This is a genomic window from Marinobacter sp. RI1, from assembly GCF_041155085.1.
Lineage (GTDB): Bacteria > Pseudomonadota > Gammaproteobacteria > Pseudomonadales > Oleiphilaceae > Marinobacter > Marinobacter nauticus.
The window spans coordinates 2,536,994-2,562,604 of record NZ_AP031605.1; the positions used below are offsets into that span (position 1 = coordinate 2,536,994).

Here is a 25,611-nt window from a genome sequence, read left to right on the forward strand (position 1 = left end):
CAGCATGTTCGCCTATCCGACCGTACGAGCCAGCCTTATCTTTCTTGCCGTTGCGTTGCTCGGGCTGTTGGTTGCGGACATTGCCATCACCACTGCCAACCCCTGGCAGGACCTTGGCCGGTTCTTCCTGGGCGTAGCCACACCCAATTTTTTCAGTACCGAAGGCTTGCTCACTGCCCTGCTGCGGACCGTAGCTTTTGCCTTTGTGGGTGTAACCCTCGGGAGTATCTGCGGCTTCCTGCTGGCGCTGGTGTACCGCTTTCTGCCAGTACGAATCTTCTGCGCTTTTATCCGCGCCATCCATGAGCTGTTCTGGGCGCTGATCTTTCTCCAGTTTTTCGGTTTCCACCCGCTCACGGGTGTGCTGGCCATTGCCATTCCCTATTCCGGCATCTTCGCCAAGGTCTATTCGGAAATCCTGGAAGAGGCAGACCAGGAACCGGGCCGTCTGCTGCCACCGGGAACCTCATCCATTGCCGCCTTTCTGTATGCCCGTATCCCTGATTGCTGGGTTCAGATGCGCACCTATACGGCCTACCGACTCGAGTGTGGCCTGCGTTCCTCTGCCATCCTGGGCTTTGTGGGGCTACCGACTCTGGGTTTCTACCTGGAATCCTCGTTCTCCCAGGGTCTGTACTCAGATGCCGGCGCCATGCTGATTCTGTTCTATGTACTGATCGCCACCATGCCCTTATGGGTTCGCCCCAAACTACTGCCGATCTATATTCTTGCAGCGCCCTTTTTTCTTGGGGAGGGTCTGCCCATTGTCTGGGGCAACGTGGAGCGCTTCTTTACGGAGGATATCATTCCTTCACCGATCCGGGATGGCGAAGGGCTTGCGGCTATCTGGGCGTGGTTATCCGATGTAATGATAACGGAAGCGCTGCCAGGCATCTGGAACACCGTGGTCTTAACCCAGATAGCGCTGGTAGCCACCGGCATTCTGTCCCTGCTGGCCTTCCCCCTGATCTCCAATCATTTCGGTGGCCCGGTGCGGCGTACCTCCGGCCATGTGTTTCTGGTGATCGCCCGATCCACACCGGAATACATTCTTGCCTATATTCTGCTGCAGCTGTGGGGGCCTTCCATGCTGCCGGCCGTGGTGGCTCTGGCCCTGCACAACGGTGGCATTATCGGCCACCTGATAGGCCGGCAGACCAACACCATCCACCTGCGCCCGGACGCCCCGGTGGGCTTTTCCCGCTACAGCTGGGAACTGGTGCCTCGCATCTACCGCTCATTCCTGGCATTCCTGTTCTATCGCTGGGAAATCATCATGCGCGAAACAGCGATACTGGGCATCCTTGGCATCTACACTCTCGGCTTTTACGTCGACAGCGCCATCCAGAACATCCAGTTTGATCGTGCGATGGTCCTGATCCTGATTACCGCCCTGCTGAACATTGGTGTTGACGCTCTGGGCCGGTTTATCCGCCGCAAACTGGCCCTGCAGACCATGCCCACCTGCTGATCCCCTGGGACTGGCATCACATTTTTCAAAGCTAAACCGGTCTTCAGTGCCATTTTCGGGGTTTGCCCACTGCCCTACCGGTTACACAACGTTACAATCACTCGATGATTCAGCTTGTCGCTCCGTTTTCAGAGGAATACCACGATGGTCAATGGATTGGTCACAATGACAGAACTGGGGCTGATTGCCCTGCTGGCGCTGTTAGCCGCACGAATGATTACCCTGTCCCGGACAGAATCCTTCGTTCCGGCCGGCGCTGCAGGCGCTCAGCCGCAAGCGGATAGTTCCGGGAGTCCGGCGCGCCGGATCGACAGTTCAGGCAAAGATGCCGGTCGCTACAAAGGCATGAGCACGCCGGATCGCACAGAACTGTTCACCCAGCTGCACATACTGGCTGGCCTGCAGGAGCGGGATTGTCGGGTGAAAGGCCTGGTACTGTCAGAATCGCCAGAGGCGGTGCGCACTTATGCCGCTGCCTGGCTCTACGGTGCCAGCTGCGCCCTGAGCCCGAAACCCGTTCGCCACTCTGAGGCGCTGGCAGGTATGGTTGCGGGCATTGTCAGCCGAAAGACGGGTATTCGGCAGCCAGAGGCGCTGCAGGCTATTTCGACGCTTACCGGTAGCAGCGTGCTGATGGCGTGTTACCGTGCCGGGCTGGAAGGTGCGGAATTCTGGCAAGCCAACCATTATGTGCCTGCCAACTCGAGCCTCTACGAGGCGGTGACCAGTAACGCGTTTATTTAGCGGTTTCGAGAGTCCAGTCGCTGCCCAGGTTAACGGCCTCCCGGCAGGAATCATCGTTGGCAGGTGACCCGGTAATTGCTGGTTTGGTGAATTCGCCATCATCGGTGTAAGTCATGGATTCCACATCCACCGCCCGCACTACCCAGGACTGGCCATTGGCTGACACTGTAGCCCGGTGGGTCAGCCCGAACACGAAGCGACAGTAATCCAGCTTGAGCTGAACGAGATCCTGCTCGGCCTTGCGAATTTTCCGCAATAGCACCTTCTGAACGCTTTCCCCGTAATCCATCACTGTTCCCTGGAAGTCATCGAAATTTGACGGGATTTAACTATTTCTCAGCCCGGAACACCAGTGCCCAGGGCACATTTTCCAATACTTTCTGGCCATCCTGCAGGTCAATGCGCCAGATCATCTCCGCGCCCGTCGTGCAAAACGGAGCCGTAAAGGTTGCCTGATAGCTCAGGGGCTCCTGGCGCTCCATGGGTACCGGATATTCGCCCATATACATGGACTGCCCTCTCAGTACCGCCAGAAAGCGGTCCGGCGCTTCCGGTACGGTAATCGCCAGCCGGTATTCCATGCCCTGATCGCCTTCTTCGAGCGTGCTGAGTTCCACTCGCCAGGCGCCTTCGTCGGTCTCCCAGGTGCAGGCACGGGAAAGCAGGTCGCATTCTGGCCGTTCCTCGGCGGTGCCGGCGGTTTCCAGCCACTGTGGGCCAAACGCCAGAGCCCCAATTGCAGCCAACACTAAACCCGGAACCACGATGGTTCGTACCATACCCTGCCTCACAACCAGATCTGAAACCGGCATTATGGGGATAATTCCCGACATAGCAAAGGTTTCTAAACTGCTGCCAGCATGAGAAAATGTGCGGCTTTCTGGTCTACCACCAACAGAACAGGACACGCCCGTGCAACCGGACATATCCGTTAAGCACCTGAACAAGATCTACGAAGATGGCTTCCAGGCCCTCAAAGACGTCAACCTGGAAATCTACCCCGGCGAGATCTTCGCGCTGCTCGGCCCCAACGGTGCTGGTAAAACCACCCTGATCTCTATCATCTGCGGCATCGTCAACAAGAGCGATGGCGAGGTAAAGGCCGCCGGCCACGACATCGTCAAGCAATACCGCAAAGCCCGGGAGGCCATCGGCCTGGTACCGCAGGAGCTCAATACCGATTCCTTTGAAACCGTTTGGGATGCGGTATCTTTCAGTCGCGGCCTGTTCGGCAAGGCACCCAAGCCTGCCCATATCGAAAAGGTTCTGAAAGACCTGTCCCTCTGGGACAAGCGCAACAACCGCATCATGTCACTGTCTGGCGGTATGAAACGCCGGGTGATGATCGCCAAGGCGCTGTCCCACGAACCGCGCATTCTGTTCCTGGATGAACCTACCGCCGGAGTGGATGTGGAGCTACGGCGTGACATGTGGGAGATGGTGCGCAAACTCCGCGAGAACGGCACCACCATCATTCTGACCACCCACTATATTGAAGAAGCGGAAGAAATGGCTGACCGCATTGGCGTTATCCGCCAGGGCGAGATCATCTTGGTGGAAGACAAGAACCGCCTGATGTCCAAGCTGGGCAAGAAAGAACTTCGCCTGCAGCTTCAGCAAAAACTGGATAAGCTGCCCGGGGAACTCACCCTGGAGCCAATCGAGCTTTCAGAAGACGGCTACGAGCTAATCTACACCTTCGACTCTCAGCAACAACAGGCCGGCGTGGCCCGACTGCTTCGTACCCTGGGTGATCTGGACATTGAGTACCGTGATCTGCAAACCCGGGAGAGTTCCCTGGAAGAGATATTCGTGGGCCTGGTGCACGAGTAGCCACCCGCCCGAACGGTCCTCACGGAGAGAACAATGAATCTTTACGGTGTTAAAGCAATCTACAAGTTCGAGATGGCACGCATGAAACGTACGGTCATGCAGAGCGTGCTATCGCCCGTTATCTCCACCTGCCTGTACTTTGTGGTATTCGGCTCAGCCATCGGATCCCGCATGGGCGATATCGACAACATCAGCTACGGGGCCTACATCATTCCCGGCCTGGTGATGCTGTCACTGCTGATGCAGAGCATCTCCAACGCCTCCTTCGGCATCTACATGCCGAAATTCTCCGGTACCATCTATGAGGTGCTGTCTGCGCCAGTATCCTACGTGGAAATCGTGCTGGGTTACGTGGGTGCCGCAACCACCAAGGCCGTGATACTGGGCCTGATCATTCTGGCCACCGCGAAGCTGTTCGTGGACTACTCAATACTGCATCCGTTCTGGATGTTTTCGTTCCTGGTGCTCACAGCCATGACCTTCAGCCTGTTCGGCTTCATCATCGGTATCTGGGCGGATGGCTTCGAGAAGCTGCAGATTGTGCCAATGATGATTGTGACGCCACTGGTGTTCCTGGGCGGCACCTTCTATTCCATCGAGATGCTGCCCGAGATCTGGCAAACCATCAGCCTTTTTAATCCCGTGGTGTACCTGATCAGTGGCTTCCGTTGGGCCTTCTATGGGGTTTCGGATGTGCATGTGGGCATCAGTGTGGGCATGACCATGGTATTCCTGACCATGTGCATGACTGCCGTCTGGTGGATCTTCAAAACCGGCTACCGTCTGCGTTCATGATGACTCGCTTTCTCTTCCTGCTGGTTGTAAGTACCCTGCTTGCAAGCTGTGGCTCGGCAGGGGCCAAAGATTCCGGGCACCTGCCGGTGACCCAGGCCTGTTTCGTCACAGAGACAGCGCGACATCCAGTGGTGCTGGAAGTGGCGAGTGACAGCAAAGACCGACAGAAAGGCCTGATGGGTCGGGAAGCTCTGGCAGAAAACGCCGGCATGCTGTTCATCTACGATTATGAGCGCAGCCCGGAGCAAGGCTTCTGGATGTACCAGACCCTTCTACCGCTGGATATTGCCTTTCTGGACAACGAGGGCGTGATCGTCAGCATCCGCCAGATGCACCCCTGTGCATCGTCGCGCAGCAACGATTGCCCCAGCTACCCCGCAGGCGCCTCCTACTGGCACGCCGTGGAAATGAACGCCGGTTACTTCAGTAGCCGGCAAATCGAAGCAGGAGACCGATTGGTCCGGGACCAGCCAGCCTCCTGCAATCGCTGATTACTTGTGTTGCCAGTCTGGGTCCCGCTTATCCAGAAACGCAGAAATTCCCTCCCGGGCATCATTCGCTTGCATGTTCTCCGCCATCACATTGGCGGTGTAGTCATAGGCATGGGCCAGCGGCATTTCCAGCTGCTTGTAGAACGCCTCTTTACCAATTTTCAGGGTATGCCCGGACTTTGCGGCGATGGTGGCTGCCATGCCGTACACGGTCTCATCCAGAGCTTCCGGCTCGACCGCTCGATTAATCAGCCCGATCTGTTCTGCCCCGGCCGCATCAATCAGCTCACCGGTCAAGAGCATCTCCATGGCATGCTTGCGGCTGACATTGCGGGACAGAGCCACCATGGGCGTTGAGCAGAACAGGCCAATGTTCACACCTGGCGTAGCAAAACGGGCCCCCTTCTCGGCCACGGCCAGATCGCAACTTGCCACCAGCTGACAACCAGCGGCCGTCGCTACGCCAGCGACGCGGGCAATCACCGGTTTGGGCAGGTTCACAATCTGCTGCATCACCTTGCTGCATTGCCGGAAAAGCCGCAACTGGAAATCGTGGCTGTCGAACTGCTCGCGCATTTCACGAAGATCGTGTCCGGCACAGAACACCTTGCCGGCAGCAGCAAGTACTACCACGCGCACATTACCGTCCCCGGCAATCTGCTCAAGTACCTCTGAAAGCGCTTCCAGCAAGGCCATTGAAAGACTGTTACGCCGCTCCGGTTGGTTCAGGGTTACTGTGGCCACGCCGTTTTCAGCGTGCAGTCGCACCAGTTCATCAGATGCCGCCGTCATACAACACTCCCCTTGGTTTTTATCGGATATTTCTTGGTGTCAGTATTCCCAAGGCCGCCGCCTATGTCGAACCGACCTTCGGCGTATGGTTGCAATGCCAGGAATTGCCCTCAGGGTAATAACATGTACCCGACACAGGAGGTGATGCATGTCTCGCTCAACATTGCTCAAAGCCGTTGTTGGTCTTGCCATTATCGTTGGCGGTATCGTCGTGATTATCAAGGATGAACCGGCCGCCCCCACCGGCGACATCAACAGCATTGAGCCCCTGCCAGAACAGGACAGCCCGGATCGTTAGCCTCTGGGTATGTCCGTTTTTTTTACAATGCAGCTGATCAAATATCGCCCAGTCACAAAGGTGGCACTCCTTTCATATTGTTAAACGGACAGTTTTTAAGATCAGGCACTCCCGTTGCTGATTGTCTCCCGGAGCTCAGGGATTACACCTTCGAGCGACGGTAAACAAATGACGAAGCCCACAGGGAGTGTCACCAATGAATAAGAAACTATTGATCGCCAGCGCCGCCGTGGCCCTGTTTGCCGCAGGCTCCGCCCAGGCCGCGGTGATTCAGCTAACCGGTGTTAGCGGAATCTGGACCGCCACCAATCCCGTAAGCCCGGCCGTATCGGGTGGTGGAACCAATGAAATCCGTTGGGGAACACCGGCCATTTTCGGAGGACAGCAGAGTGGTTACCGTTTCGACGGCTCAGCGCCCCCAGCCGTCAACGTCAATGAGAACGTTGACTTCAACCTGGGTACCTTCACCCACTACAACTGGCCCATCTTCGAACCGTCACTGAATACTGCCCAACTGACCGTCGAAACCAACCTGACCATTGACGGAATGGCAGAAACCATTTACTCCGTGTTTGAGTTCGAGCATTGGGAAACCCCGAATGCAGGACCTTGCCCAAACAACTCGATTCCCGGGTTGAATGCCAACGGCTGTGGAGACCGGGTCACATTCGCGCTTAACGTCGGCGCCTCTGACTCCTTCCTGATCGATGGCGTTAACTACTTTGTAGATATCTCGGGCTTTTTCTACAACGGTGCATTGGCTAGTGAATTCTGGACCAAGGAACAGAACGATAACGATGCCACACTAAAAGGTGTGATTACCTCCCGGCCGGTTTCCGTGCCAGAACCCTCTACACTTGCCCTGCTTGGCCTGGGCCTGGTTGGCCTCGTTGCGCGCCGTCGCGCAAAGCAGTCCGTCTGAGCCTAAAGTGCCATTCCACCAGCCCCTCCCGCACGAAACGTGCGGCGGGGCTGGTGTCTCCCCGGATGTAAAATCCTGTGTTATGCGGACATTACATACTGTTCAGACAACGCTGATTGCCACAACATGGTCTAAAGTACATTTATTGCAATACTGAACTACCCGGAGCCCCAATCGCCAATGATCAGGTTCGCACGCTCGCTGATTGGGCGCTTTCTACTCTCACTATCCGCCCTGTTGCTGGTGTCTTTGTTTGCCTTGGTTATCTGGGAGCGTGCCTTTGTTATCCCATCATTGCTCACCGCAGAATCGCGACTGGCGGAGAAGGAGCTCGACAGGATCGTCCTGGCGCTGGAAGACAATCATGACGGGCTGGCTGCAATAACCAGAGACTGGGCTAACTGGGATGACAGCTACGCGTTCATTCAGGGACAACAGGCCAACTATACGTCCTCTCATTTCAGCGCCGAGATGTTCGAAGACATTAACGTGCAGTTAATGGTCTTCATTGATATTCAGGCGAGCATCAAATGGGTCGCAGGGCTGGATCCTGCAACAGGTGAATACAGGACCTGCTCTTCTCTTTCCGACAATTGCGAGTGGGCCGGACGCTTTATCCGGGGCTTCGAGGCCTTTAATCCGCAACAAGGATATCGCCTGATAGACACGGACACAGGTAACACCCCCTCATTGTTAAGTGCCGAGCCCATTCTCAGAACCGACCGGACCGGACCTTCCATGGGACTGATTGTCATGGTCCGTCTGATCGACGAGCGGCTCGTTGAAACACTTGAACGACAAACTGGATTGGCCATCGACATCAATACCGTGGCGACAGAGGCCCAGCGACAGAATGAACCTGTCACCAGTCGTCAGGAAACTGTCCTCACAGCACAGAAACGTATCGACCCCCAACGAGGGACTGAAGCTCTGCTGATTACCACTGACCTGCCCCGCGAGCAAACCAATCACTATCGAAGCGCGTTCAGGTACACCATGACCTGGACCGTCCTCCTGTTATTGAGCGTCCTTCTGGTGGTTGTCAGCTTATTGTGGATCCAGGTTATCCGCCCACTAAAGCAGTTGACAGGTTTCACCCGTAAAACCCGAAGAGACACGTTCTGGGAACAGCCCGCTCAGTTTCAGGCGGTTCCACGCGCCCTTAAAACCCGTCGTGATGAAATTGGGAGTCTCGCTCGTAACTTCCAGCGATTGTTGGCGGCACAGAAAACCCGGACCAGCAACCTGGTAAAGCTGTCTCATCAGGATCCTCTGACCGGACTTGCCAATCGCCGTCTGTACGATGAAAAACTGGCACAAGCCCTTTCGCAGAGCCAGTTAGTGTCAGTGCTAATGCTCGATATCGACCATTTCAAGCTCTATAACGACCATTTCGGGCACCAGATGGGTGACGATTGCCTGGTATCCCTGGCCAATCAGATGAAGGAATGCTTCGAACAACCGGGCAATGTGGTGGCGCGGACCGGCGGAGAAGAATTCAGTATTCTTTTACCCGGGCAATCCGTCGAAGACGCAGTACAGGATGCAGAGCGCCTCAGAAAACTCATCAAACAGCTACGGATTCCGCACCCCAATTCGCCAGTAGCATCGGTGGTCACGGTGAGTGTTGGCGTGGCATCAACCGCTAATGTCAGGGGCCTCGGCCCGGAAATGCTAATGCGCAGAGCCGATGAAGCTCTCTATCAGGCCAAAGCAGAAGGCCGGGATCGAATAAAACGCTACGCTGCCACGGTGATTCAGAGTTCAGACTGAATGGTGCCCGGAGCCGGAATCGAACCGGCACGGCCTTGCGGCCGAGAGATTTTAAGTCTCTTGTGTCTACCAATTTCACCATCCGGGCATCGGAGGGGAGAATCTTGAAGGGCGGAATTGTATAAGGGCCGGTGACGTAACGCAATTCTGTTTCCCGGCCGCTCTTCAATACGCTTTCTATGCCGCCACCGGCTTGATCGCCCTGCCCTTGTAGATGTAACCCGCGATTTTGGGCGCTTTGGGGATGTAGAGGTTTTCCAGTTCCAGGATTTCGAAACCCGCTTCCCTGATCAGGTCCGCTATATGGCGGTTCAGGTGGCAGCCACCGGCCAGCTTGCGCCAGCCGGGTGTGATTCGATGTTGCCATTTGCGGGTGGCATCGTGGGGGGATTCGCCGTGCTCCAGGAACAACAGGTTACCGCCGGGCCGAAGCACCCGCTTCATTTGCTGCAGCGCGGCGTGCCAGTCCGGGATGGTGCAGAGGGTGAAGGTCAGCAGCACGGTGTCCACACTGTTGTCTTCCAGCGGTATTTTCTCCCCCGGCAGGTCCAGCCATTCCACTTTTATCGGCGAACGTTGCAGGTTGGGTAGCGCTTTTCTGCGCATGCCCTCGGAGGGTTCCAGTCCGTACACCAGTTCAACCTGGTCCTGGTTGTAGAACTCCAGATTGATGCCAGAGCCCATGCCCACTTCCAGTACACAGCCCCTGGCCTGCGGAACCACCTGGCTGCGCAGCTTCATCACCTGGCCCATGGAACAGGCCTTGTCTATGATGTGGGGGAGAATTCGTTCCTCGTAAAAGCTCATCTGGCTCACCATAATTGTTTTATATCAAGGGGTGCGACAAACTGCCCTATCGAAATCTGCTACGATTTGCGTAGCATCGTAATCATCTGCCGGTAATAACAACATAACAAAATCAACTATGGCAGCGGCTGAACGGGTTCGCTGACCCGTTTGTTATGACTTGTGCGAGTTACCGGAGGTTCCTATGGAACTAGATCCTCTCATCCTATCGCGAATCCAGTTCGCGTTTGTGGTGTCATTTCACGCCATTTTTCCGGTGTTTACCATCGGGCTAGCCTCCTACATCGCGGTACTTGAGGGCCTCGCCTTCAAAACCCGTAATCCGGTGTGGACCAAACTGTCGAGCTTCTGGACCAAGGTCTTCGCTGTGGTCTTTGGCATGGGCGTGGTCTCGGGCATCGTGATGTCATTCCAGTTCGGTACCAACTGGAGCGCGTTCTCTCAGGCCTCGGCCAACTTCCTGGGCCCCATTCTGAGTTATGAGGTAATCACCGCATTCTTCCTGGAGGCGGCGTTCCTGGGGGTGCTGCTGTTTGGCCGCGACAAGGTACCCGCCGGGGTTCATCTGTTCGCCGCGATCATGGTCGCTACCGGCACCTTTATCTCGTCCTTCTGGATTCTCGCTGCCAACAGCTGGATGCAGACACCGGCCGGTGTCGAATTCCGTGAGGGCGTGTTCCATGTGGTCTCCTGGAGTGAGGCTATCTTCAACCCGTCCTTCCCGTATCGCTTTATGCACATGGCCCTGGCGTCATTCCTTACCGGTGGGTTTGTGGTGGCGGGTGTCAGTGCCTGGTATCTGTTGCGGGGGCGTGAGGTGGAAGCCAATCGCAAGGCACTCTCCATGTGCCTGTGGTTGCTGCTGTTCATTGCCCCCGCCCAGGCGGTTGTAGGTGACTTCCATGGCCTGAATACACTGGAACATCAGCCCACCAAAGTCGCAGCCATGGAAGGCAACTGGGAAACTTCCCGCAATGTGCCGCTGTTGCTGTTTGCCATTCCCGACCAGGAAAACCAGACCAACCATTTCGAGATTGGCATTCCCAGTCTGGCGAGCCTGATTCTTACCCACGAGTGGGATGGCGAAGTGCCGGGTCTGAATGAAGTGGCGGTCGAAGAGCAACCACCGGTGGCGATTGTGTTCTGGTCCTTCCGGATTATGGTCGGCATTGGTGTGCTGATGATTCTGTTTGCGGTCGCAGGCCTGGTTCTGCGCGCCGGTGGCCGCCTCTACAAAACCCGCTGGTATCTGCAGGGAATGCGCTTTATGAGTATTGCGCCCTTCTTTGCCGTGCTCACCGGCTGGTTTGTGACTGAGGTGGGCCGGGCACCCTGGCTGGTGTACGGCATGATGACCCAGGCCGAATCGGTAACACCTTCGCTTACCGGTGGCATGGCGCTGTTCACGTTGATCGGCTATATCGTTGTCTATGCCCTGGTGTTCAGTGCCGGCGTGTATTACCTCATGCGGGTGCTTTACGTTGGTCTTGAAGATGCTGACGACGAAGAGCACGCCTCTGATCGCCCTGCCCGTCCGCTCTCTGCGGCCCATGTGCCGTTCGAGATTGAATCCGGCTCACACGGCGTTCATCAGGCAAAACCGGCTAACGAAGGAGGGCACTGACCATGGAACTGTTTGATCTCGCCCTCATCTGGGCATTCATTATCGGCTTCGGCATCATCATGTATGTGCTGATGGACGGCTTTGACCTGGGCGTGGGTATCCTGTTCCCGTTCGCTCCGTCGGAAGAGGACCGGGACACCATGATGAATTCGGTGGCTCCGGTCTGGGACGGCAACGAAACCTGGCTGGTGCTGGGCGGTGCCGGCCTGTTAGCCGCCTTCCCGATGGTGTATTCCATCTTCCTGCCGGCACTCTACATTGGTGTGTTCCTGCTGCTGGCAGGGCTCATCTTCCGGGGTGTGGCGTTTGAATTCCGATTCAAGGCTCGTACCTCAAGGTACCTGTGGAACTGGTCGTTTGCCGGTGGCTCTACCATTGCCGCATTCGCTCAGGGTGCTGTGGTCGGGGCTTACATTCAGGGTTTCAATACCGTGAATGGCGCCTACGTAGGCGGCGCACTGGACTGGCTGACACCGTTCACCGTGCTGACAGGCCTGGGGATGCTGGCCGGTTATGCCCTGCTGGGTTCTACCTGGCTGATCATGAAAACTGAAGGGCACCTGCAAGAGTGGGCCTACCGGGTAAGTGCACCACTGCTGATTGCCGTGTTGGTGGTGTTCGGCATTATCAGCGTATGGACGCCCTTTGTTGACGACATGGTGCGGGAGCGCTGGTTCTCCAATCTGAGTGTGATCTGGATTCTGCCGGCCCTGACCCTGCTGTGTGCCTTCCAGATCTGGCGTTCGGTACGCAACCGGTTTGAAGGTATGCCGTTCGTGGCCACCATGGGCCTGTTCATCACCACCTACCTGGGACTTGTGGTGAGCAAGTGGCCGTATGTGGTTCCGCCCAACTACACCCTGTGGGATGCGGCTTCCGCCTATGAGTCCCAGCTGTTCCTGCTGCTCGGCCTGCTGTTCGTCATTCCCATTGTTCTGGCCTATACCGCCTGGACCTACTGGGTATTCCGCGGCAAGGTGCGTGCGGGCGAAGGGTACCACTGAGTGGCAGATCCGGCCCGGTCAAAGGTCCGCGCCTGGCTATCGGGTCTGGCCCGCAATAGCCAGCGCTGGATCACCGCAACCGTTCTGGCCGGTGTTCTTGCCGGGCTGGCCACCATTGTACAAATGGTGTTGCTGGCCTGGCTGATTCACCACGGTGTGATTGAAAAAACGCCGGTTTCCGAACTCACGCCCGTATTTCTGGCCCTGCTTGCGGTTCTGGTGATTCGGTCCGCAGGCCAGGGGCTGCAAACCCGCTTTGCAGCCCGCTGCAGCGAGCAGGTGCGGCGCGATGCCCGCCGGCAGCTGCATCATCACTGGAAAGCCACCGGCCCGGTGAATCTGGCGGACACGTCCGCTGCGTCCCTGGCCCGCGAGTGGATGGACCACGTGGAGGCGCTGCACGGCTATTTCGCCCGTTTTCTGCCGCAGATGACCCTCTCTGTGGTGATTCCCCTGGCCATCCTCGTTCTGGTGTTCTGGCTGGACTGGCTGGCGGGTATTTTCCTGGTGCTTTCTGCGCCGCTGATTCCGCTGTTTATGGCCCTGGTGGGCATGGGCGCAGAAAAGCTGAACCAGCAGCATTTCGAAACGGTCAGCCGGTTATCCGGCCAGTTTCTGGATAAGGTTCGAGGGCTGACGACGCTTCAACTGTTCGGGCAAACCGAGGCGGCCAGCCGCACGCTGGAAGCCCGTTCCGACCAGTACCGCAAGATCACCATGAAAACGCTGAAAGTGGCATTTTTGTCGTCAGCGGTACTGGAATTCTTTGCCTCTGTCGCGATTGCGGTATTGGCCATCTATATCGGCTTCGGATTGCTGGGTTATATCGAATTTGGCCCAAGCGACGAACTCACGCTGTTCAGCGGATTGCTTATCCTGCTGCTGGCCCCGGAGTTCTTTCAGCCCTTGCGCACGCTATCCCAGCACTATCACGACCGGGCAGCCGCCCTGGGGGCCGGTGCCGAGATTCTGGCCCGGCTGGAACAGTCTGTCGACAACGCAGAGCCGATCCGGCCAGACAACAGCATTAGCAATCAAGGCATTCAGATCTCCGGGGTCACGCTCCGTTACGGCGAGGGCCCGGTCATCTTCGATAACCTGGATATCCGCATCGAGGCCGGTCAGGTGATCGCCCTTACCGGCCCCTCTGGTGGAGGCAAATCGACCCTTTTGCATCTGCTGGCTGGCTTTATTCAGCCAGAGGCAGGTGCTGTGTCAGTATTCGGCGAGGCTCCCGGCAATCAGCCGTTCGGATGGCTTGGCCAGCGGGGCTTCTGGATTCAGGGCACCTGGGCCGAAAACCTTCGGCTAACCACCCCCGATGCGACGGATATTGCCATCGACTATGCATTACGACAGGTGGGCCTGGGTGAGCTGGTGGACAGCCGGGCTGACGGCATTCACAGCCGCATTGCCGAGGATGGTCTGGGGCTGTCCGGTGGTCAGGCCCGCCGTTTAAGCCTGGCCCGTATCTTCCTGGCGGACTATCCCCTGATTCTGCTGGATGAACCGACGGCCGGGCTGGATGCCACCAGCGAGGTGTTCATTCTGGAGGCCCTGCACAAACTCAGCGAATCCGGCAAAACACTGGTGTTCTCCACCCATCATCAGGCGCTGCTGACATTGGCAGACCGCGTATTGATCGTAAATGACGGCGAGGTGCGCGATGCCTGAACTGAAGCCCTGGCTGGCGCTGATTTTCCGTCGCAAAAGTCGCCTTACGGTTGGTGCCGGCTTGCTACTGGGCACCCTGCTTTCCGGTATCGGTCTGCTAGCGTTGTCTGGCTGGTTTCTGACCGAAACCGCGCTGGTTGGCCTGTTGCTGGCGGCAGGGATACAGGCCTACATCAATCTTTATGTGCCGGGCGGTGGTATCCGTTTTTTTGCGGTGTCCCGAACGGTGTTCCGGTATCTGGAACGCGTGTACAACCACAACACGGTACTGCAGCTACTCACCGATATTCGGGTGGCCCTGTTTGACCGATTGGCGGCCCGGCCACGAACAGAGCGCAGTTCCCGTTCCGGCGCGCAGTGGCTTTCCCGGCTCACAGCCGATGTCGATGCGCTGGACACGCTTTATCTCAGGCTGATTGCCCCCGCCGCCCTGGCAGCCGTGGTTACCCTACTGCTTGCCGCAATGGCGTGGTTACTGTTTGATGGTGTTGTGGCGCTGATTCTGGTGGTGATTCTGTCGCTTTCGTTCCTCCTGTCCACCTGGCTGGTGTATCTACGAACTTACGCTGCCTCCGGACAGTTGAGCGATCAGCAGGAGAGCCTGCGAGGCGAACTGGTTGAGCATCTTGAAGGCTTTGCGGAACTTACCGCCGCTGGCCGCACGGGTAAGCACACGGCCCGGCTGATGCGTCGAAGCGTAGAACTTTCCAGGGATCAGGCCCGGATCGACAGCCGAACCGGCTGGCATCAGGCTGGCTCTCATCTGCTGATCAATGTCGCGGCGGTGGCAGCCTTGTGGCTGGGCTTCCGCCTGTTCGAGCAAGGCACTCTGAGCGGCCCGGTACTGGTTCTCCTGCCCATTGCCCTGCTGGGCCTGGCCGAAGTCTACGCCATGCTCCCGGATGCCTTTGGCAAACTGGGAGCGACTCGAGCTGCTGCGCGCCGCCTGAACTCCGACCACGGTCTGGAAAGGGCCGCGGCATCACCCGCTGGTTCTGCTGGCGAACTGCCGGAGGGCTTCTCTCTTCAGGCCTGCGATATCACCGTGGGGCACGCGGGTTATTCGCCCTTACTCAGTCACTTCACGCTGGAACTCGCACACGGTGACACCGTGGGTATCGTTGGCGTATCCGGCAGTGGCAAGTCCACCCTGGCGGATACCCTGGCCGGACTGGCAGAGCCGCGCCGGGGAGAACGTCATTCCCTGCCCTGCGCCTACCTCACGCAAGCGACCGTGGTGTTCGAAGACACCGTGAAAGCGAACCTTCAGTTGGCGAACCCCAACGCCGGGGACGGTGATATGTGGCGGGTACTGGAGATAGTCGAACTGGCGGAACGGTTCGCCCAGGACGCTGAAGGATTGGGTACCTGGCTGGGCAGCGCCGGCAACCGTTTATCTGGCGGGGAGGCCCGGCGCCTGGTGCTGGCCAGGGTTTTACTGAGTCAAGCACCCGTGGTGATTCTGGATGAGCCTTTCACTGGTGTGGACGAGGCAACCCGTAAACGGATTTCGCCCCAGGTCAGCCGTTGGCTGCAGGAGCGCACCGTGGTGTGTCTCGGGCACGGGCCGGACGCCCTGCTGGCCTCCGACCGTATTCTGCACCTGGGTTGATCAGCGGGTTTCGACCACTTCAAACGTCAGACCGGCATTAGCCTGCAGGCGCTCGAGCAATTTGCCATCGAGCGCCGAGGCCGGTGTCCAGAAGCCACCTTTGACGTCCTCTTTCACATCAAAGGCCAGACACAGACCGGCTTCACCAAGCATTTTTGATGTCGAGCCGTAACCCGGGTCGCGATCGCCCGTCACCTTGGTGATCATGGTCTTGCCATCGGTGGTTTTGCCCACGAAACGCAGGTCGTAGAAACCTTTCTCCTGATCGTCCGGGCTTGGGCCCTCCCCGGGCTTAGGTACCAGCTTTTCCACCACCCAACGTGTTGGCTTGATGGCGGACGCGGTGAAGAACGCACCCAGCGCACCCACCATACCGTAAGCGGTCAGGCGGCCTTTGGTGCCCTTGCCCGTCATGATGGCTTCGTCGTAGGTGAACTCTTTGCCGTAGCGGGCACCCTGCAACGCATTGGAGCGGTGCACCACACGGGTGTTGATGGCACCCATCACAAACGGGGCCAGCCAGGCGTTGAAGTTCTTGTCAAACTCAGCAGATTTCAGGCTGGGCTGGCGTTTCTCGGAGCGATGCTCCGGCGGGCAGATGGAGAACGGATTGGCCAGTTCCTTGCGCAACTTGGGGTCGGCTCCGGCTTCCTTGGCCACGTTGATCATGGAAGCCACCGTGCCGCCAGAAAGGCCGCCCTTGGCGACTTTCACCCTCATGCGCACGTCCTGGCAGGGTTTGCCAAAGGTTGCTTCCGATTGCTGTTGCAGGAACCAAACGCCCATATCGGAAGGAATCGAGTCAAAGCCGCAGCAATGCACAATCCGTGCACCGCTTTCTTTAGCCTTGGCCTCGTACCGCTCGATCATCCGGCGGATCCATTGTACTTCACCAGTGAGGTCGCAGTAGTCCGTGCCTGTCTCGGCGCAGACTTTTACCAGAGTTTCGCCGAAAAGAGCGTAAGGGCCCACGGTTGAGATAACCACTCGCGTCTGGCCGCACAGATCGCGCAGCGCAGGCTCGTCTGCTGCATCCGCCAGAATTACCGGTAGTGATGCGGCGCCTGCCCCCAGATCCGACTTGAGCTGGTTCAGCTTTCCTTCGGAGCGGCCGGCAATGGCCCATTTGACCTCCTTGTCTGCACCATAGTTTTCCAGAAGGTAGCGAGCCAGAATCTGGCCGACGAAACTGGTGGCACCGAACACGACAAGGTCATAGTTCGCAGCTTTGGTGTCTGTCATGGTCTGTCCTTGTTCAAACGAATGTATGAATGGATGGTAACAGGTTTATTCTGTGGTGCTACTTTCCCGTGAACTCGTGAACCGGCGTCGGGCCGGCCAATCGTTTGTCCTGTGGACTGCGGCACACTCTGCCCAGTCATTGAAAGAGGAGAGCCCCTTTGAGCGTCTTTCTGATTATTATCAGCCTGTTTCTTCTGGCTTTCAGCGCCCTGCTGGTCTGGCAAGTGCTTGAGCAGCGAAAGATGATCAAGCAAATGCTGGAAAGCGAGGATATCAGCGACACACATCAGGATCCTGAGCTGGTGCTTACGTTACGGGTACGGGATCCGATTGCCTTGGCCAAACGCGAATCTCGCACCGGACGGGTGCTGGCCGACCGCCTGCCAGTAATGACCCGGAAAATGGTCTATCAGGAAGTGATGAAAGAGCTGGAGCGGGAGCTGGACGAGCGGGACATTGATGTCGATATGCACGTTGAGTATCGCTAGTACAAGAGCAACAGGAGCCCTGCCATGCTGTTACTGATCGTTAGCCTGATGTGTCTGGCCGGCAGCTCAATACTGTTGTTTGCTGCATTCCGGCTGTCCAATGGTAACCGGCGCGACCTGAGAATCCTGAATGCCCATCGTATAGGTGCCCTGAGCGCTATTCAGAAAAGCCGGATGGACCTGATGGAGGTTCGCAACCGCGCCCGGTTGTTGGAAGAAACGGTGTCCGGCGGCGCGACGGCAGTCGAGAAAGTCCACAAAGCCATCGCCAACACCACGTTTGGCCTGATTGACCTTTTTTCCCGGGACGATGAGTTCCGGGACAGCGCCCGCCGGATAAAGCAATCCCACCACCAGAAGAGCGAGCAGGTGTACAAAGCGGTGAGAACCTCTAACCGGGCACTGCATATCCTCGCGGATACACTGATCATCGGCAAAGCGGAAAAACGCATTGTTTCAAAAACAAAGAAGGCGCCCTGAGGCGCCTTCTTTTAGTACAACTTCAGAAAGTTACAGGACTTTCTTCAGTTCCTCTTCCAGCTGCGGAACTGCTTCAAACAGGTCTGCAACCAGGCCGTAGTCGGCCACCTGGAAGATCGGGGCTTCTTCGTCCTTGTTGATCGCAACGATCACCTTGGAATCAGACATACCCGCCAGGTGCTGGATGGCACCGGAGATACCAACCGCAACGTACAGCTGCGGAGCAACGATCTTGCCGGTCTGACCAACCTGCATGTCGTTCGGCACGAAGCCGGCATCAACAGCGGCACGAGAAGCACCAACCGCAGCGCCCAGCAGATCAGCAACCTGCTCCAGCATCTTGAAGTTGTCGCCGTTCTGCATGCCACGGCCACCAGAGATAACGATACCGGCAGAAGCCAGGTCCGGACGATCAGACTGGGCTTTCTCTTCACCAACAAAGGAAGACAGGCCAGCGTCTTTTACTACGTCCAGCTGCTCCACAGAGGCAGAACCACCTTCAGCGGCTACCGGGTCGAAGGCGGTCGGACGAACCGTCACAACCTTGATGCTGTCGCTTGCCTTGACGGTCGCAATGGCGTTACCAGCGTAGATCGGACGCACGAAGGTGTCTTCGGATTCAACGCGGATAATGTCAGAAACCTGGGCAACGTCCAGCAGCGCAGCAACACGCGGCATGAAGTCTTTACCGGTGGTGCCGGCAGAGGTCAGGATGTGGCTGTAACCCTTGCCTACTTCAGCAACCAGCTCAGACAGGTTTTCTGCCAGGAAGTGACCGTAAGCGGCGTTGTCGGCAACCAGCACCTTGTTCACGCCTTCTGCCTTGGCAGCGGCTTCAGCGACGGCGCCTACGTTCTCACCGGCAACCAGCACGTCGATGTCGCCACCGATGGCCTTGGCAGCCGCTACAACGTTCAGAGTAGCCTGTTTCAGGCTGCTGTTGTCGTGTTCAGCAATTACCAGGATGCTCATTTAGATCACCTTCGCTTCGTTCTTCAGTTTATCCACCAGCTCAGCTACGTCAGCCACCTTGATACCAGCCTGGCGTGCAGCCGGGGCTTCGACTTTCAGGGTGGACAGGCGAGCGGCAACGTCAACGCCCAGGTCAGCCGGAGACATGGAGTCCAGCGGCTTCTTCTTGGCTTTCATGATGTTCGGCAGAGAAGCGTAGCGCGGCTCGTTCAGACGCAGGTCTGTGGTAACAACCGCCGGCAGGTTCAGAGCAACTGTCATCAGACCGCCGTCTACTTCGCGGGTTACGTTAACCTTGTCACCGTCAACAACCACTTCAGAGGCGAAGGTGCCCTGGCCCATGCCAGTCAGAGCAGCCAGCATCTGGCCAGTCTGGTTGTTGTCGGAATCGATGGACTGCTTGCCAAGAATAACCAGCTTGGGCTCTTCTTTCTCAACAACAGCCTTCAGCAGCTTGGCCGCTTCGAGGGACTGAACTTCTTCGTCAGTCTCGATGTGGATACCGCGGTCAGCACCCAGAGCCAGGGCAGTACGGATCTGCTCCTGAGAAGCCTTCGGGCCAATGGATACAACAACGATTTCACTGGCAACGCCCTTCTCTTTCAGACGAACCGCTTCTTCAACTGCGATTTCGCAGAACGGGTTCATTGCCATCTTGACGTTGGCGAGATCAACGCCGGTGTTGTCCGGCTTGACGCGCACCTTCACGTTGTAGTCGATAACTCGTTTTACAGCGACCAGAACCTTCATAGATTCCTCGTTCTTCTACGATGGGTTTAATGAGTCTTCACAGTCAAAGGACCGGGTTGACCCGACCTGACAATGAGACGATACTAAAAATCGACTCAAAACACACGATATTTCGGTGTACACGTACAATGCCAAAGGTTAGTGCAGATTTCAAACAAACGTTTGTTTGATTCTTCAAATGCGTTATCCTTTCGGGACAAATAGCCGTTTTGAGCGGTTTTGGGCTGTCGTCTATACGCATTTTTACCGGTATGATGGCGCCCCTGATGAGGCCTGCGGGCAAACAATATCCATTAAAAGCTGTTTGAGGAGACCAACGTGGAACGCGAATCGATGGAATTTGATGTTCTGATCGTCGGCGGCGGCCCTGCGGGCCTGTCGGCAGCCTGCCGCGTCATGCAACTGGCGCAGGAAGCCGGCGAAGAACTAACCGTTTGTGTGGTTGAAAAAGGTTCTGAGATCGGCGCGCACATCCTCGCCGGCACCGTATTCGAGCCCACGGCCCTGAACGAACTCTTCCCGGACTGGAAAGAGAAAGGCGCCCCCCTGAACACCCCGGTTACCCGGGATGACATTTTCCTGCTGAAGAATCAGGAAAAGGCCACCAAAGTACCCAATGCCTTTGTGCCCAAGAACATGCACAACCACGGCAACTACATCATCAGCCTGGGCAACCTTTGCCGCTGGCTGGCTGAGCAGGCCGAACAGCTGGGTGTTGAAGTGTATCCGGGCTTTGCCGCCTCTGAAACCATCGTTGAAGATGGCCAGGTAAAAGGCATTATCACCGGTGATATGGGCGTTGCCCGTGACGGTTCCGAGAAAGACGGCTATATGCCGGGCATGGAACTGCGCGCCAAGTACACCCTGTTTACTGAAGGCTGTCGCGGTCATCTGGGCAAGCGCCTGATCAACGACTTCAAGCTGGACGAAGGCAAGGATCCGCAGCACTACGGCATCGGCATCAAAGAACTGTGGGACATCGACCCGGCCAAACACGAGCCAGGCCTGGTTGTTCACACCACCGGCTGGCCGCTGAACGAATCCGGCTCCACCGGCGGCTCTTTCCTGTATCACCTGGAAAATGGCCAGGTTTATGTTGGTCTGATCACCGATCTTTCCTACAGCAACCCGCACCTCAGCCCGTTCGAGGAGTTCCAGCGTCTCAAGTACCATCCGGAGATCAAGAAATATCTGGAAGGCGGCAAGCGTGTTGCCTACGGCGCCCGTGCAATCGCCAAGGGTGGCTACAACGCCCTGCCGAAGATGAGCTTCCCGGGCGGTCTGTTGCTGGGTTGTGATGCCGGCACCCTGAACAGCTCCAAAATTAAAGGTTCCCACACCGCCATGAAGTCCGGCCTGTTGGGCGCTGAAGCCGTATTCGAGGCCCTGAAGGAAGGTAAAACCGGTGAGGAAATCACCAGCTTCCAGAAGCGTTTCGAAGACAGCTGGCTGTACAAGGAACTTTACGCCGAGCGTAACTTTGGCCCAGCCATGCACAAGTTCGGCAACATTGTCGGCGGTGCCATTGCCTTCTTCGAGCAGAACATTCTGCGCGGCAGCCTGCCAATCACCTTCCACGACACCACTCCGGACTACGCCACCCTGAAGCCGGCGTCTGAGTGCAAGAAGATCGACTATCCGAAGCCGGATAACAAGCTGACGTTTGACCGCCTGTCCTCGGTGTTCATTTCCAACACCAACCATGAGGAAGATCAGCCGGTTCACCTGAAGCTGACCGACCCGGAAATTCCGCTGAAAGAAAACCTGCCGAAGTACGACGAGCCAGCGCAGCGTTACTGCCCGGCCGGCGTATACGAAGTGGTTGAAAAAGACGATGGCAGCGGCAAGAAGTTCCAGATCAACGCCCAGAACTGTGTTCACTGCAAGACCTGTGACATCAAGGATCCTGCCCAGAACATCACCTGGGTAACGCCGGAAGGCGGCGGTGGTCCGAACTACCCGAACATGTGATCCACGATCACTGTTTCAGAAAACCGGGGCTTGCCCCGGTTTTTTATGCTCGCAGATTATTCCGGGCATAAAAAAACGGCCCCCGAAGGTGCCGTTTTCTGATCAACCATCAGAGGGCATATCAGTGCACGTGGCCGTGCTCTTGCTCTTCGTCGGTTGCTTCGCGGGTTTCTACCACTTCAACGTCGAAGTGCAGAGTCTGGCCCGCCAGCGGGTGGTTGGCATCGATGGTAACGGTTTCGTCGCCAACTTCTACTACACGAACGACCTGGGGGCCGCCCGGAGTTTGTGCCTGGAACTGCATGCCTGGCTCGATGGTGTCTACGCCCTCGAAAGCAGAGCGCGGAACCGGCTGGATGAGCTCTTCGTTTACTTCACCGTAGCCTTCAGCTGGCTCTACGGAAACTTTAACCTGGTCGCCAGCGTTCTTCTCGGTCAGCGCACTTTCCAGTCCGCCGATGATGTTCTGTGCACCTTCCAGGTATGCCAGGGGCTCACGGCCTTCTACGCGGGAGGAATCGAGTTGCTCTCCCTGGTCGTTAGTGAGCGTGTAATGGATGGTGACAACACGAGGTTGGGCCATGTGATCTCCTTGCGTGTCGCAATGACTGTGTATTTAGATTGTAGGCAATCGAAAGTGATCGTGAACAGCCAGACTGCACAGAGGGACTAACGACCACCGGGCCTCGTTAGAGAGCCAGGCTCGATAACAAGTAAGAAACCACAGTTTAACAAGTGACAGACTGCGTTTTCTACCTTATTCATTGGGGTAGTCAGGCGCTTTTCAACCGCCCTGCCCGATTTCCCAGAATTTTCCGTGACTAAGCACCCCGTACACGGTTTTTCCCGCCGCTTCGGTTTCCTCGGCCAGCTCGGCGAGGTCATAGAACGCCGAGGTAACCAGCCGGGCTTCAACGCCGTGGCGCACCTGAATAACTGGCCGAGGTTCGCCAGTCTCGGAGTAGGAACCCACATGTAACGGGTGCTGCTCGCCAATCTCCAGGGTTTCGCCCATGTTGGTGGCCAGGGTGATAACCTGCTCCGCGCCCTCGCCTTTCACCTCCAGACCATGGGCCAGCAGTGGTGCGTCCTCAACCTGGATACGCCATTTCTCGACCGGCGTAACCAGGTAGTACTCTCCATCGCTTTCCCGCCTGAGAATGGTAGAGAACAGCTTTACCGTGGCCTCCCGGACGATGGGCTCACCTTTGAAGACCCACTGGCCGTCGCGGGTGATCACCAGATCCATATCGCCGGAAAGTTCGGGGTGCCATTTATCCAGCGGTGGCAGATCCCTGCTCTTGCCGGCGTCTTCGAGGGATTTGGCAATGTCATCGGGTGTCCGGTTCATGTTTTTCTCCCTGATCAGAGCCCACGCATCCATTCTGCCCGCAGAGGCACAGCGCCAGGCTGGGTAATGGCCATGTTTACCTGCTGCAGCAGGCGGTCTTTATCGCGGCCCAGCGTACCTTTGAGCACAAGGTAATTGGAGGCGTGATCGCTGCGGAAAATGGTGTTGTCCAATTCCAGGTGCTCCAGGAACACACGGATTTCCTCGAACAGGGCCTGCTGGCCCAGGGGCACGAAATCCGCCCCGAAACCCTCGCGGAATCGCTCTTCACCCTGCGGGAAGCTGACCACCAGGGTAGACAGATAATCGGGCTGGGTTTCATTGCACAGTGTGGCAGTGTTAATGGCATGCTGCCGTGAAAGAGCTTCACCGCCCAGACCATTGAGCACCATCACCGAGCTCACCAGGCCCGCTTCCCGGATCTTCACCAGGGCAGACCGGGTGGATTCCCAGGTTTCACCTTTATTAACGCGCCGAAGAATCTCGTCGTCGCCGGATTCCATGCCCACATAGAGGATTTGCAGGCCGGCTTCCCGGAGCTGCGCCAACTCTTCAACCGATTTTTTCGCCAGGTTTCGTGGCAGGCAGTAGCTGGAAACGCGTTCCAGGCCGGGAAAAGCTCGCTTCAAGTCAGCGATTATTTCCAGCAAGCGCCGGGTGGGCAGCACCATGGCGTCTCCATCGGCCAGGAAAACCCGGCGCACGTCGCCAAATGCCGCTGCTGCTTTCTCGATGTCTGCCCTGATGTCTTCGGGCTTTCGAGCCCGGAATTTCTTCTGGGGCTGAGTATACATCTCACAGAAGGTGCACTGGTTCCAGGAACAGCCATTAGTCACCGGCAGAATCAGCGATTTGGCCTCGCTGGGCGGCCGGAAGACCGGCTCAATGTAATCAATGGGAAAACTGTACATAGGTTCGTTCAGTATCAGAAATGAGTGATGTACTGATTAAATCAGGGCAGAAACTGGGCTTTCAAGTCGGCGCAGCCTGGCCCCACTACAGGCATATCCAGCAGTACAGCCTGAGAAGTCATAAAGGGAATGCCCTGCCGATGGCCATCCACCAACAGAGTGGAGAAGCTACCCACAAATGGCATGTGGGAAACCAGCATCAATGGTGAAACCTGGTTGTCCAGAAGCTCATCCAGACAACGGCCAGGGTCATCATCGGGTGTGATAAAGGCTTTTTCCTGGACCGGGCAATTCAGCACTTCCGCCACAATCGCGGCGGTTTGCCGGGCCCGAACATAGGGGCTGGACCAGATCTGGGCGGGACGCCACGGGGAAGAGGCAATTTGCGCCGCCACGGCTGCCACGCCGCGGCGACCCGCCTCGGTCAGCTCACGCTCCTGATCCAGCGAATGCCAGCCGGCCTCACCATGGCGCATAACAATCAGATGCACGTGCCTCTCCTTCCGGATGACAATCCCGGGTCACTGGGTAATGGTGCGCGGCAGAATGAACTCCACATCAGAGTTCTGCACGGCCATCATCAGGCTGTTGATCACTGCATTGATGGAAGCGCTTTCATAGAGAATCTCGTAAAGCCCCCGTACCAGAGGCATGTAGATGCCAATAGCCTCAGATTTTTCCCGTACCAGTTTCAGGGTATAGATACCTTCGGCCACCTGCCCCAGCTCCTGCACGGCTTCTTCCAGCTTCTGGCCCTTGCCAATGGCGTAACCAACCCGGAAATTCCGGCTTTTGCTGGAGGTACAGGTGGCAATCAGGTCGCCAACACCTGCAAGGCCCATAAAGGTCATCGGGTTGGCGCCAAGGCTAACCGCGAAACGGCTCATTTCGGCCAGGCCACGGGTAATCAGCATGGCTTTCGCATTCTCGCCCATGTTCAGGGCCGATGCCAGGCCGGCAACAATGGCGTAGATATTCTTAAGTGCGCCGGCCAGTTCCACACCGTAGACATCAACATTGGCGTAAACCCGAAAGTATTCGCAGCCCAGCAGTTCCTGCACTGTGCGGCGCACATCCGGGTCTTTTGCTGCGATCACGGTGGCGGTCAGTTCCCGGTTGACGATCTCGCCAGCCAGGTTCGGCCCGCTCAGAACACCGGAGCGACACCTGGGAAGCTCCTCCAGCAGGATTTCGCTCATCAATTTAAAACCGTGCTCTTCGATGCCTTTGGTCAGGCTGACGACGATCTGGCAATCGCGGAATTCGCTGCTGTGTTCGCGAATGACCGACCGAAACGCTTTCGATGGGATCGCAACCAGCACAATCTCCGCCTTGCGCACCGCCTCGGCCAGGTCGGTTGTTGGCTGAATATCACCCTGAAGGGTAACGGCGGGCATATACCGGCGATTAATGCGGGTGCTGCGTATTTCCTCTGCCTGTGCTTCATCGCGCATCCAGAAATGCACAACGTGGCCGTTCTCGCCCAGTACTTTTGCCATGGCAGTACCGAAACTGCCGCCACCAAGTACTGCCACATCGTAGGAATTCGCCCCGTGATTACCGGGCGTCGGGTTATCAGGCATAAACGTTCCGTTCTGTTTCTGTC

At 57.1% G+C, this 25,611-nt stretch carries 27 protein-coding genes and 1 tRNA gene; 15 read left to right on the forward strand and 13 right to left on the reverse strand.

The genetic code is table 11. The features are described from left to right. Positions 1 to 4 precede the first annotated feature (4 nt). On the forward strand, positions 5 to 1,471 hold the full coding sequence (locus tag ACAM27_RS11385; RefSeq protein WP_222197562.1) for an ABC transporter permease: 1,467 nt from the start codon (positions 5 to 7) through the stop codon (positions 1,469 to 1,471). 165 nt (positions 1,472 to 1,636) lie between these two features. Continuing rightward, positions 1,637 to 2,215, forward strand: coding sequence for a hypothetical protein (locus ACAM27_RS11390; RefSeq protein ID WP_369611977.1), 579 nt, complete (start codon positions 1,637 to 1,639; stop codon positions 2,213 to 2,215). Here ACAM27_RS11390 and ACAM27_RS11395 read toward each other — a convergent pair. After that, complete coding sequence (locus ACAM27_RS11395; RefSeq protein WP_022991245.1) at positions 2,208 to 2,504, reverse strand: hypothetical protein; 297 nt, start codon at positions 2,502 to 2,504, stop codon at positions 2,208 to 2,210. The genes ACAM27_RS11390 and ACAM27_RS11395 overlap by 8 nt on opposite strands. Before the next feature lie 40 nt (positions 2,505 to 2,544). Then, the gene (locus tag ACAM27_RS11400) at positions 2,545 to 3,027 is read right to left on the reverse strand and encodes a hypothetical protein (RefSeq protein ID WP_023010273.1); all 483 of its coding nucleotides are present in this window, start codon (positions 3,025 to 3,027) and stop codon (positions 2,545 to 2,547) included. 100 nt (positions 3,028 to 3,127) lie between these two features. Here ACAM27_RS11400 and ACAM27_RS11405 point away from each other — a divergent pair, with 100 nt between their 5' ends. The 3 genes from ACAM27_RS11405 to ACAM27_RS11415 are packed head-to-tail and all read left to right on the forward strand — an operon-like array spanning position 3,128 to position 5,334. Beyond that, positions 3,128 to 4,048 carry an ABC transporter ATP-binding protein gene (locus ACAM27_RS11405; protein WP_011784939.1) on the forward strand — a complete coding sequence of 307 codons (921 nt, stop codon included), beginning with the start codon at positions 3,128 to 3,130 and terminating at the stop codon, positions 4,046 to 4,048. Positions 4,049 to 4,081: 33 nt separating this feature from the next. Beyond that, positions 4,082 to 4,843, forward strand: a complete 762-nt coding sequence (locus ACAM27_RS11410) for an ABC transporter permease (RefSeq protein WP_011784940.1) — start codon at positions 4,082 to 4,084, stop codon at positions 4,841 to 4,843. Then, positions 4,840 to 5,334 carry a DUF192 domain-containing protein gene (locus tag ACAM27_RS11415; RefSeq protein WP_286894327.1) on the forward strand — a complete coding sequence of 165 codons (495 nt, stop codon included), beginning with the start codon at positions 4,840 to 4,842 and terminating at the stop codon, positions 5,332 to 5,334. The genes ACAM27_RS11410 and ACAM27_RS11415 overlap by 4 nt, the downstream gene beginning before the upstream one ends. Here ACAM27_RS11415 and ACAM27_RS11420 read toward each other — a convergent pair whose 3' ends face one another. Further along, entirely contained in the window at positions 5,335 to 6,126 is a 792-nt protein-coding gene (locus tag ACAM27_RS11420) for an enoyl-CoA hydratase (protein WP_369611978.1), read from the reverse strand. It lies immediately after the preceding gene. Between the two features lie 148 nt (positions 6,127 to 6,274). Here ACAM27_RS11420 and ACAM27_RS11425 point away from each other — a divergent pair, with 148 nt between their 5' ends. From ACAM27_RS11425 to ACAM27_RS11435, 3 genes are all read left to right on the forward strand, one after another. Further along, a complete protein-coding gene (locus ACAM27_RS11425) occupies positions 6,275 to 6,424 on the forward strand; it encodes a hypothetical protein (RefSeq protein ID WP_014421453.1) in 150 nt (49 codons plus the stop codon). Positions 6,425 to 6,620: 196 nt separating this feature from the next. Further along, positions 6,621 to 7,346 carry a THxN family PEP-CTERM protein gene (locus tag ACAM27_RS11430; RefSeq protein WP_014421451.1) on the forward strand — a complete coding sequence of 242 codons (726 nt, stop codon included), beginning with the start codon at positions 6,621 to 6,623 and terminating at the stop codon, positions 7,344 to 7,346. Between the two features lie 180 nt (positions 7,347 to 7,526). Then, positions 7,527 to 9,119, forward strand: coding sequence for a diguanylate cyclase domain-containing protein (locus tag ACAM27_RS11435; RefSeq protein WP_222197557.1), 1,593 nt, complete (start codon positions 7,527 to 7,529; stop codon positions 9,117 to 9,119). Position 9,120: 1 nt separating this feature from the next. Here the strand turns inward: ACAM27_RS11435 and ACAM27_RS11440 are convergent. Together ACAM27_RS11440 and ACAM27_RS11445 are read right to left on the reverse strand one after the other, a co-directional pair. Then, a tRNA-Leu gene (locus tag ACAM27_RS11440) sits at positions 9,121 to 9,207 on the reverse strand. A gap of 89 nt (positions 9,208 to 9,296) precedes the next feature. Next, the gene (locus ACAM27_RS11445; RefSeq protein WP_369611979.1) at positions 9,297 to 9,926 is read right to left on the reverse strand and encodes a class I SAM-dependent methyltransferase; all 630 of its coding nucleotides are present in this window, start codon (positions 9,924 to 9,926) and stop codon (positions 9,297 to 9,299) included. Between the two features lie 184 nt (positions 9,927 to 10,110). On the opposite strand from ACAM27_RS11445, the gene ACAM27_RS11450 reads away from it, so the two are divergent. The 4 genes from ACAM27_RS11450 to cydC are packed head-to-tail and all read left to right on the forward strand — an operon-like array spanning position 10,111 to position 15,840. Next, positions 10,111 to 11,550, forward strand: a complete 1,440-nt coding sequence (locus ACAM27_RS11450) for a cytochrome ubiquinol oxidase subunit I (RefSeq protein ID WP_222197555.1) — start codon at positions 10,111 to 10,113, stop codon at positions 11,548 to 11,550. A gap of 2 nt (positions 11,551 to 11,552) precedes the next feature. Beyond that, positions 11,553 to 12,554, forward strand: a complete 1,002-nt coding sequence (gene cydB / locus ACAM27_RS11455) for a cytochrome d ubiquinol oxidase subunit II (RefSeq protein ID WP_222197554.1) — start codon at positions 11,553 to 11,555, stop codon at positions 12,552 to 12,554. Further along, complete coding sequence (cydD, locus tag ACAM27_RS11460; RefSeq protein ID WP_369611980.1) at positions 12,555 to 14,228, forward strand: thiol reductant ABC exporter subunit CydD; 1,674 nt, start codon at positions 12,555 to 12,557, stop codon at positions 14,226 to 14,228. After that, positions 14,221 to 15,840 (forward strand): thiol reductant ABC exporter subunit CydC, encoded by a 1,620-nt coding sequence (gene cydC, locus ACAM27_RS11465; protein ID WP_369611981.1) that lies wholly within the window; start codon positions 14,221 to 14,223, stop codon positions 15,838 to 15,840. The genes cydD and cydC overlap by 8 nt, the downstream gene beginning before the upstream one ends. Here the strand turns inward: cydC and ACAM27_RS11470 are convergent, their stop codons facing one another. After that, positions 15,841 to 17,082: a trans-acting enoyl reductase family protein gene (locus ACAM27_RS11470; RefSeq protein ID WP_369611982.1), complete on the reverse strand. Its 1,242-nt coding sequence runs from the start codon at positions 17,080 to 17,082 to the stop codon at positions 15,841 to 15,843. Positions 17,083 to 17,240: 158 nt separating this feature from the next. Between ACAM27_RS11470 and ACAM27_RS11475 the strand changes: the two genes are divergently transcribed. Both ACAM27_RS11475 and ACAM27_RS11480 read left to right on the forward strand, forming a co-directional pair. Then, the gene (locus ACAM27_RS11475; RefSeq protein ID WP_369611983.1) at positions 17,241 to 17,570 is read left to right on the forward strand and encodes a hypothetical protein; all 330 of its coding nucleotides are present in this window, start codon (positions 17,241 to 17,243) and stop codon (positions 17,568 to 17,570) included. Between the two features lie 24 nt (positions 17,571 to 17,594). Beyond that, a complete protein-coding gene (locus ACAM27_RS11480) occupies positions 17,595 to 18,050 on the forward strand; it encodes a hypothetical protein (protein WP_022991234.1) in 456 nt (151 codons plus the stop codon). Positions 18,051 to 18,080: 30 nt separating this feature from the next. On the opposite strand, the gene ACAM27_RS11485 is transcribed toward ACAM27_RS11480, so the two are convergent. Then, a complete protein-coding gene (locus tag ACAM27_RS11485) occupies positions 18,081 to 19,022 on the reverse strand; it encodes an electron transfer flavoprotein subunit alpha/FixB family protein (RefSeq protein ID WP_014421441.1) in 942 nt (313 codons plus the stop codon). Further along, a complete protein-coding gene (locus tag ACAM27_RS11490) occupies positions 19,023 to 19,772 on the reverse strand; it encodes an electron transfer flavoprotein subunit beta/FixA family protein (protein ID WP_011784958.1) in 750 nt (249 codons plus the stop codon). Positions 19,773 to 20,090: 318 nt separating this feature from the next. Here ACAM27_RS11490 and ACAM27_RS11495 point away from each other — a divergent pair, with 318 nt between their 5' ends. Continuing rightward, positions 20,091 to 21,743 carry an electron transfer flavoprotein-ubiquinone oxidoreductase gene (locus tag ACAM27_RS11495; RefSeq protein WP_023010284.1) on the forward strand — a complete coding sequence of 551 codons (1,653 nt, stop codon included), beginning with the start codon at positions 20,091 to 20,093 and terminating at the stop codon, positions 21,741 to 21,743. 121 nt (positions 21,744 to 21,864) lie between these two features. Here ACAM27_RS11495 and ACAM27_RS11500 read toward each other — a convergent pair whose 3' ends face one another. The 5 genes from ACAM27_RS11500 to ACAM27_RS11520 form a co-directional block, all read right to left on the reverse strand. Beyond that, positions 21,865 to 22,326, reverse strand: coding sequence for a peptidylprolyl isomerase (locus tag ACAM27_RS11500; RefSeq protein WP_011784960.1), 462 nt, complete (start codon positions 22,324 to 22,326; stop codon positions 21,865 to 21,867). A 201-nt stretch (positions 22,327 to 22,527) separates the two neighbouring features. Continuing rightward, positions 22,528 to 23,094, reverse strand: a complete 567-nt coding sequence (locus tag ACAM27_RS11505; RefSeq protein WP_113880218.1) for a DUF1285 domain-containing protein — start codon at positions 23,092 to 23,094, stop codon at positions 22,528 to 22,530. Between the two features lie 14 nt (positions 23,095 to 23,108). After that, on the reverse strand, positions 23,109 to 24,005 hold the full coding sequence (locus ACAM27_RS11510; protein ID WP_113880087.1) for a radical SAM protein: 897 nt from the start codon (positions 24,003 to 24,005) through the stop codon (positions 23,109 to 23,111). A gap of 41 nt (positions 24,006 to 24,046) precedes the next feature. Then, positions 24,047 to 24,496, reverse strand: coding sequence for a histidine phosphatase family protein (locus ACAM27_RS11515; protein ID WP_022991229.1), 450 nt, complete (start codon positions 24,494 to 24,496; stop codon positions 24,047 to 24,049). Positions 24,497 to 24,526: 30 nt separating this feature from the next. After that, a complete protein-coding gene (locus tag ACAM27_RS11520; RefSeq protein ID WP_222448074.1) occupies positions 24,527 to 25,588 on the reverse strand; it encodes an NAD(P)H-dependent glycerol-3-phosphate dehydrogenase in 1,062 nt (353 codons plus the stop codon). Between the last annotated feature and the right edge of the window lie 23 nt (positions 25,589 to 25,611).

Bases quoted from the DNA above. Each gene is read 5' to 3' on its own strand.
- cydC (WP_369611981.1), top strand. From the start codon at position 14,221: ATGCCTGAACTGAAGCCCTGGCTGGCGCTGATTTTCCGTCGCAAAAGT.
- cydB (WP_222197554.1), top strand. From the start codon at position 11,553: ATGGAACTGTTTGATCTCGCCCTCATCTGGGCATTCATTATCGGCTTC.
- ACAM27_RS11485 (WP_014421441.1), bottom strand. From the start codon at position 19,022: ATGAGCATCCTGGTAATTGCTGAACACGACAACAGCAGCCTGAAACAG.
- ACAM27_RS11500 (WP_011784960.1), bottom strand. From the start codon at position 22,326: ATGGCCCAACCTCGTGTTGTCACCATCCATTACACGCTCACTAACGAC.
- ACAM27_RS11390 (WP_369611977.1), top strand. From the start codon at position 1,637: ATGACAGAACTGGGGCTGATTGCCCTGCTGGCGCTGTTAGCCGCACGA.
- ACAM27_RS11385 (WP_222197562.1), top strand. From the start codon at position 5: ATGTTCGCCTATCCGACCGTACGAGCCAGCCTTATCTTTCTTGCCGTT.
- ACAM27_RS11430 (WP_014421451.1), top strand. From the start codon at position 6,621: ATGAATAAGAAACTATTGATCGCCAGCGCCGCCGTGGCCCTGTTTGCC.
- ACAM27_RS11395 (WP_022991245.1), bottom strand. From the start codon at position 2,504: ATGGATTACGGGGAAAGCGTTCAGAAGGTGCTATTGCGGAAAATTCGC.
- ACAM27_RS11520 (WP_222448074.1), bottom strand. From the start codon at position 25,588: ATGCCTGATAACCCGACGCCCGGTAATCACGGGGCGAATTCCTACGAT.
- ACAM27_RS11505 (WP_113880218.1), bottom strand. From the start codon at position 23,094: ATGAACCGGACACCCGATGACATTGCCAAATCCCTCGAAGACGCCGGC.
- ACAM27_RS11400 (WP_023010273.1), bottom strand. From the start codon at position 3,027: ATGCCGGTTTCAGATCTGGTTGTGAGGCAGGGTATGGTACGAACCATC.
- ACAM27_RS11415 (WP_286894327.1), top strand. From the start codon at position 4,840: ATGATGACTCGCTTTCTCTTCCTGCTGGTTGTAAGTACCCTGCTTGCA.
- ACAM27_RS11445 (WP_369611979.1), bottom strand. From the start codon at position 9,926: ATGAGCTTTTACGAGGAACGAATTCTCCCCCACATCATAGACAAGGCC.
- ACAM27_RS11480 (WP_022991234.1), top strand. From the start codon at position 17,595: ATGCTGTTACTGATCGTTAGCCTGATGTGTCTGGCCGGCAGCTCAATA.
- ACAM27_RS11490 (WP_011784958.1), bottom strand. From the start codon at position 19,772: ATGAAGGTTCTGGTCGCTGTAAAACGAGTTATCGACTACAACGTGAAG.
- ACAM27_RS11470 (WP_369611982.1), bottom strand. From the start codon at position 17,082: ATGACAGACACCAAAGCTGCGAACTATGACCTTGTCGTGTTCGGTGCC.
- ACAM27_RS11425 (WP_014421453.1), top strand. From the start codon at position 6,275: ATGTCTCGCTCAACATTGCTCAAAGCCGTTGTTGGTCTTGCCATTATC.
- ACAM27_RS11450 (WP_222197555.1), top strand. From the start codon at position 10,111: ATGGAACTAGATCCTCTCATCCTATCGCGAATCCAGTTCGCGTTTGTG.
- ACAM27_RS11410 (WP_011784940.1), top strand. From the start codon at position 4,082: ATGAATCTTTACGGTGTTAAAGCAATCTACAAGTTCGAGATGGCACGC.
- ACAM27_RS11420 (WP_369611978.1), bottom strand. From the start codon at position 6,126: ATGACGGCGGCATCTGATGAACTGGTGCGACTGCACGCTGAAAACGGC.
- ACAM27_RS11435 (WP_222197557.1), top strand. From the start codon at position 7,527: ATGATCAGGTTCGCACGCTCGCTGATTGGGCGCTTTCTACTCTCACTA.
- ACAM27_RS11510 (WP_113880087.1), bottom strand. From the start codon at position 24,005: ATGTACAGTTTTCCCATTGATTACATTGAGCCGGTCTTCCGGCCGCCC.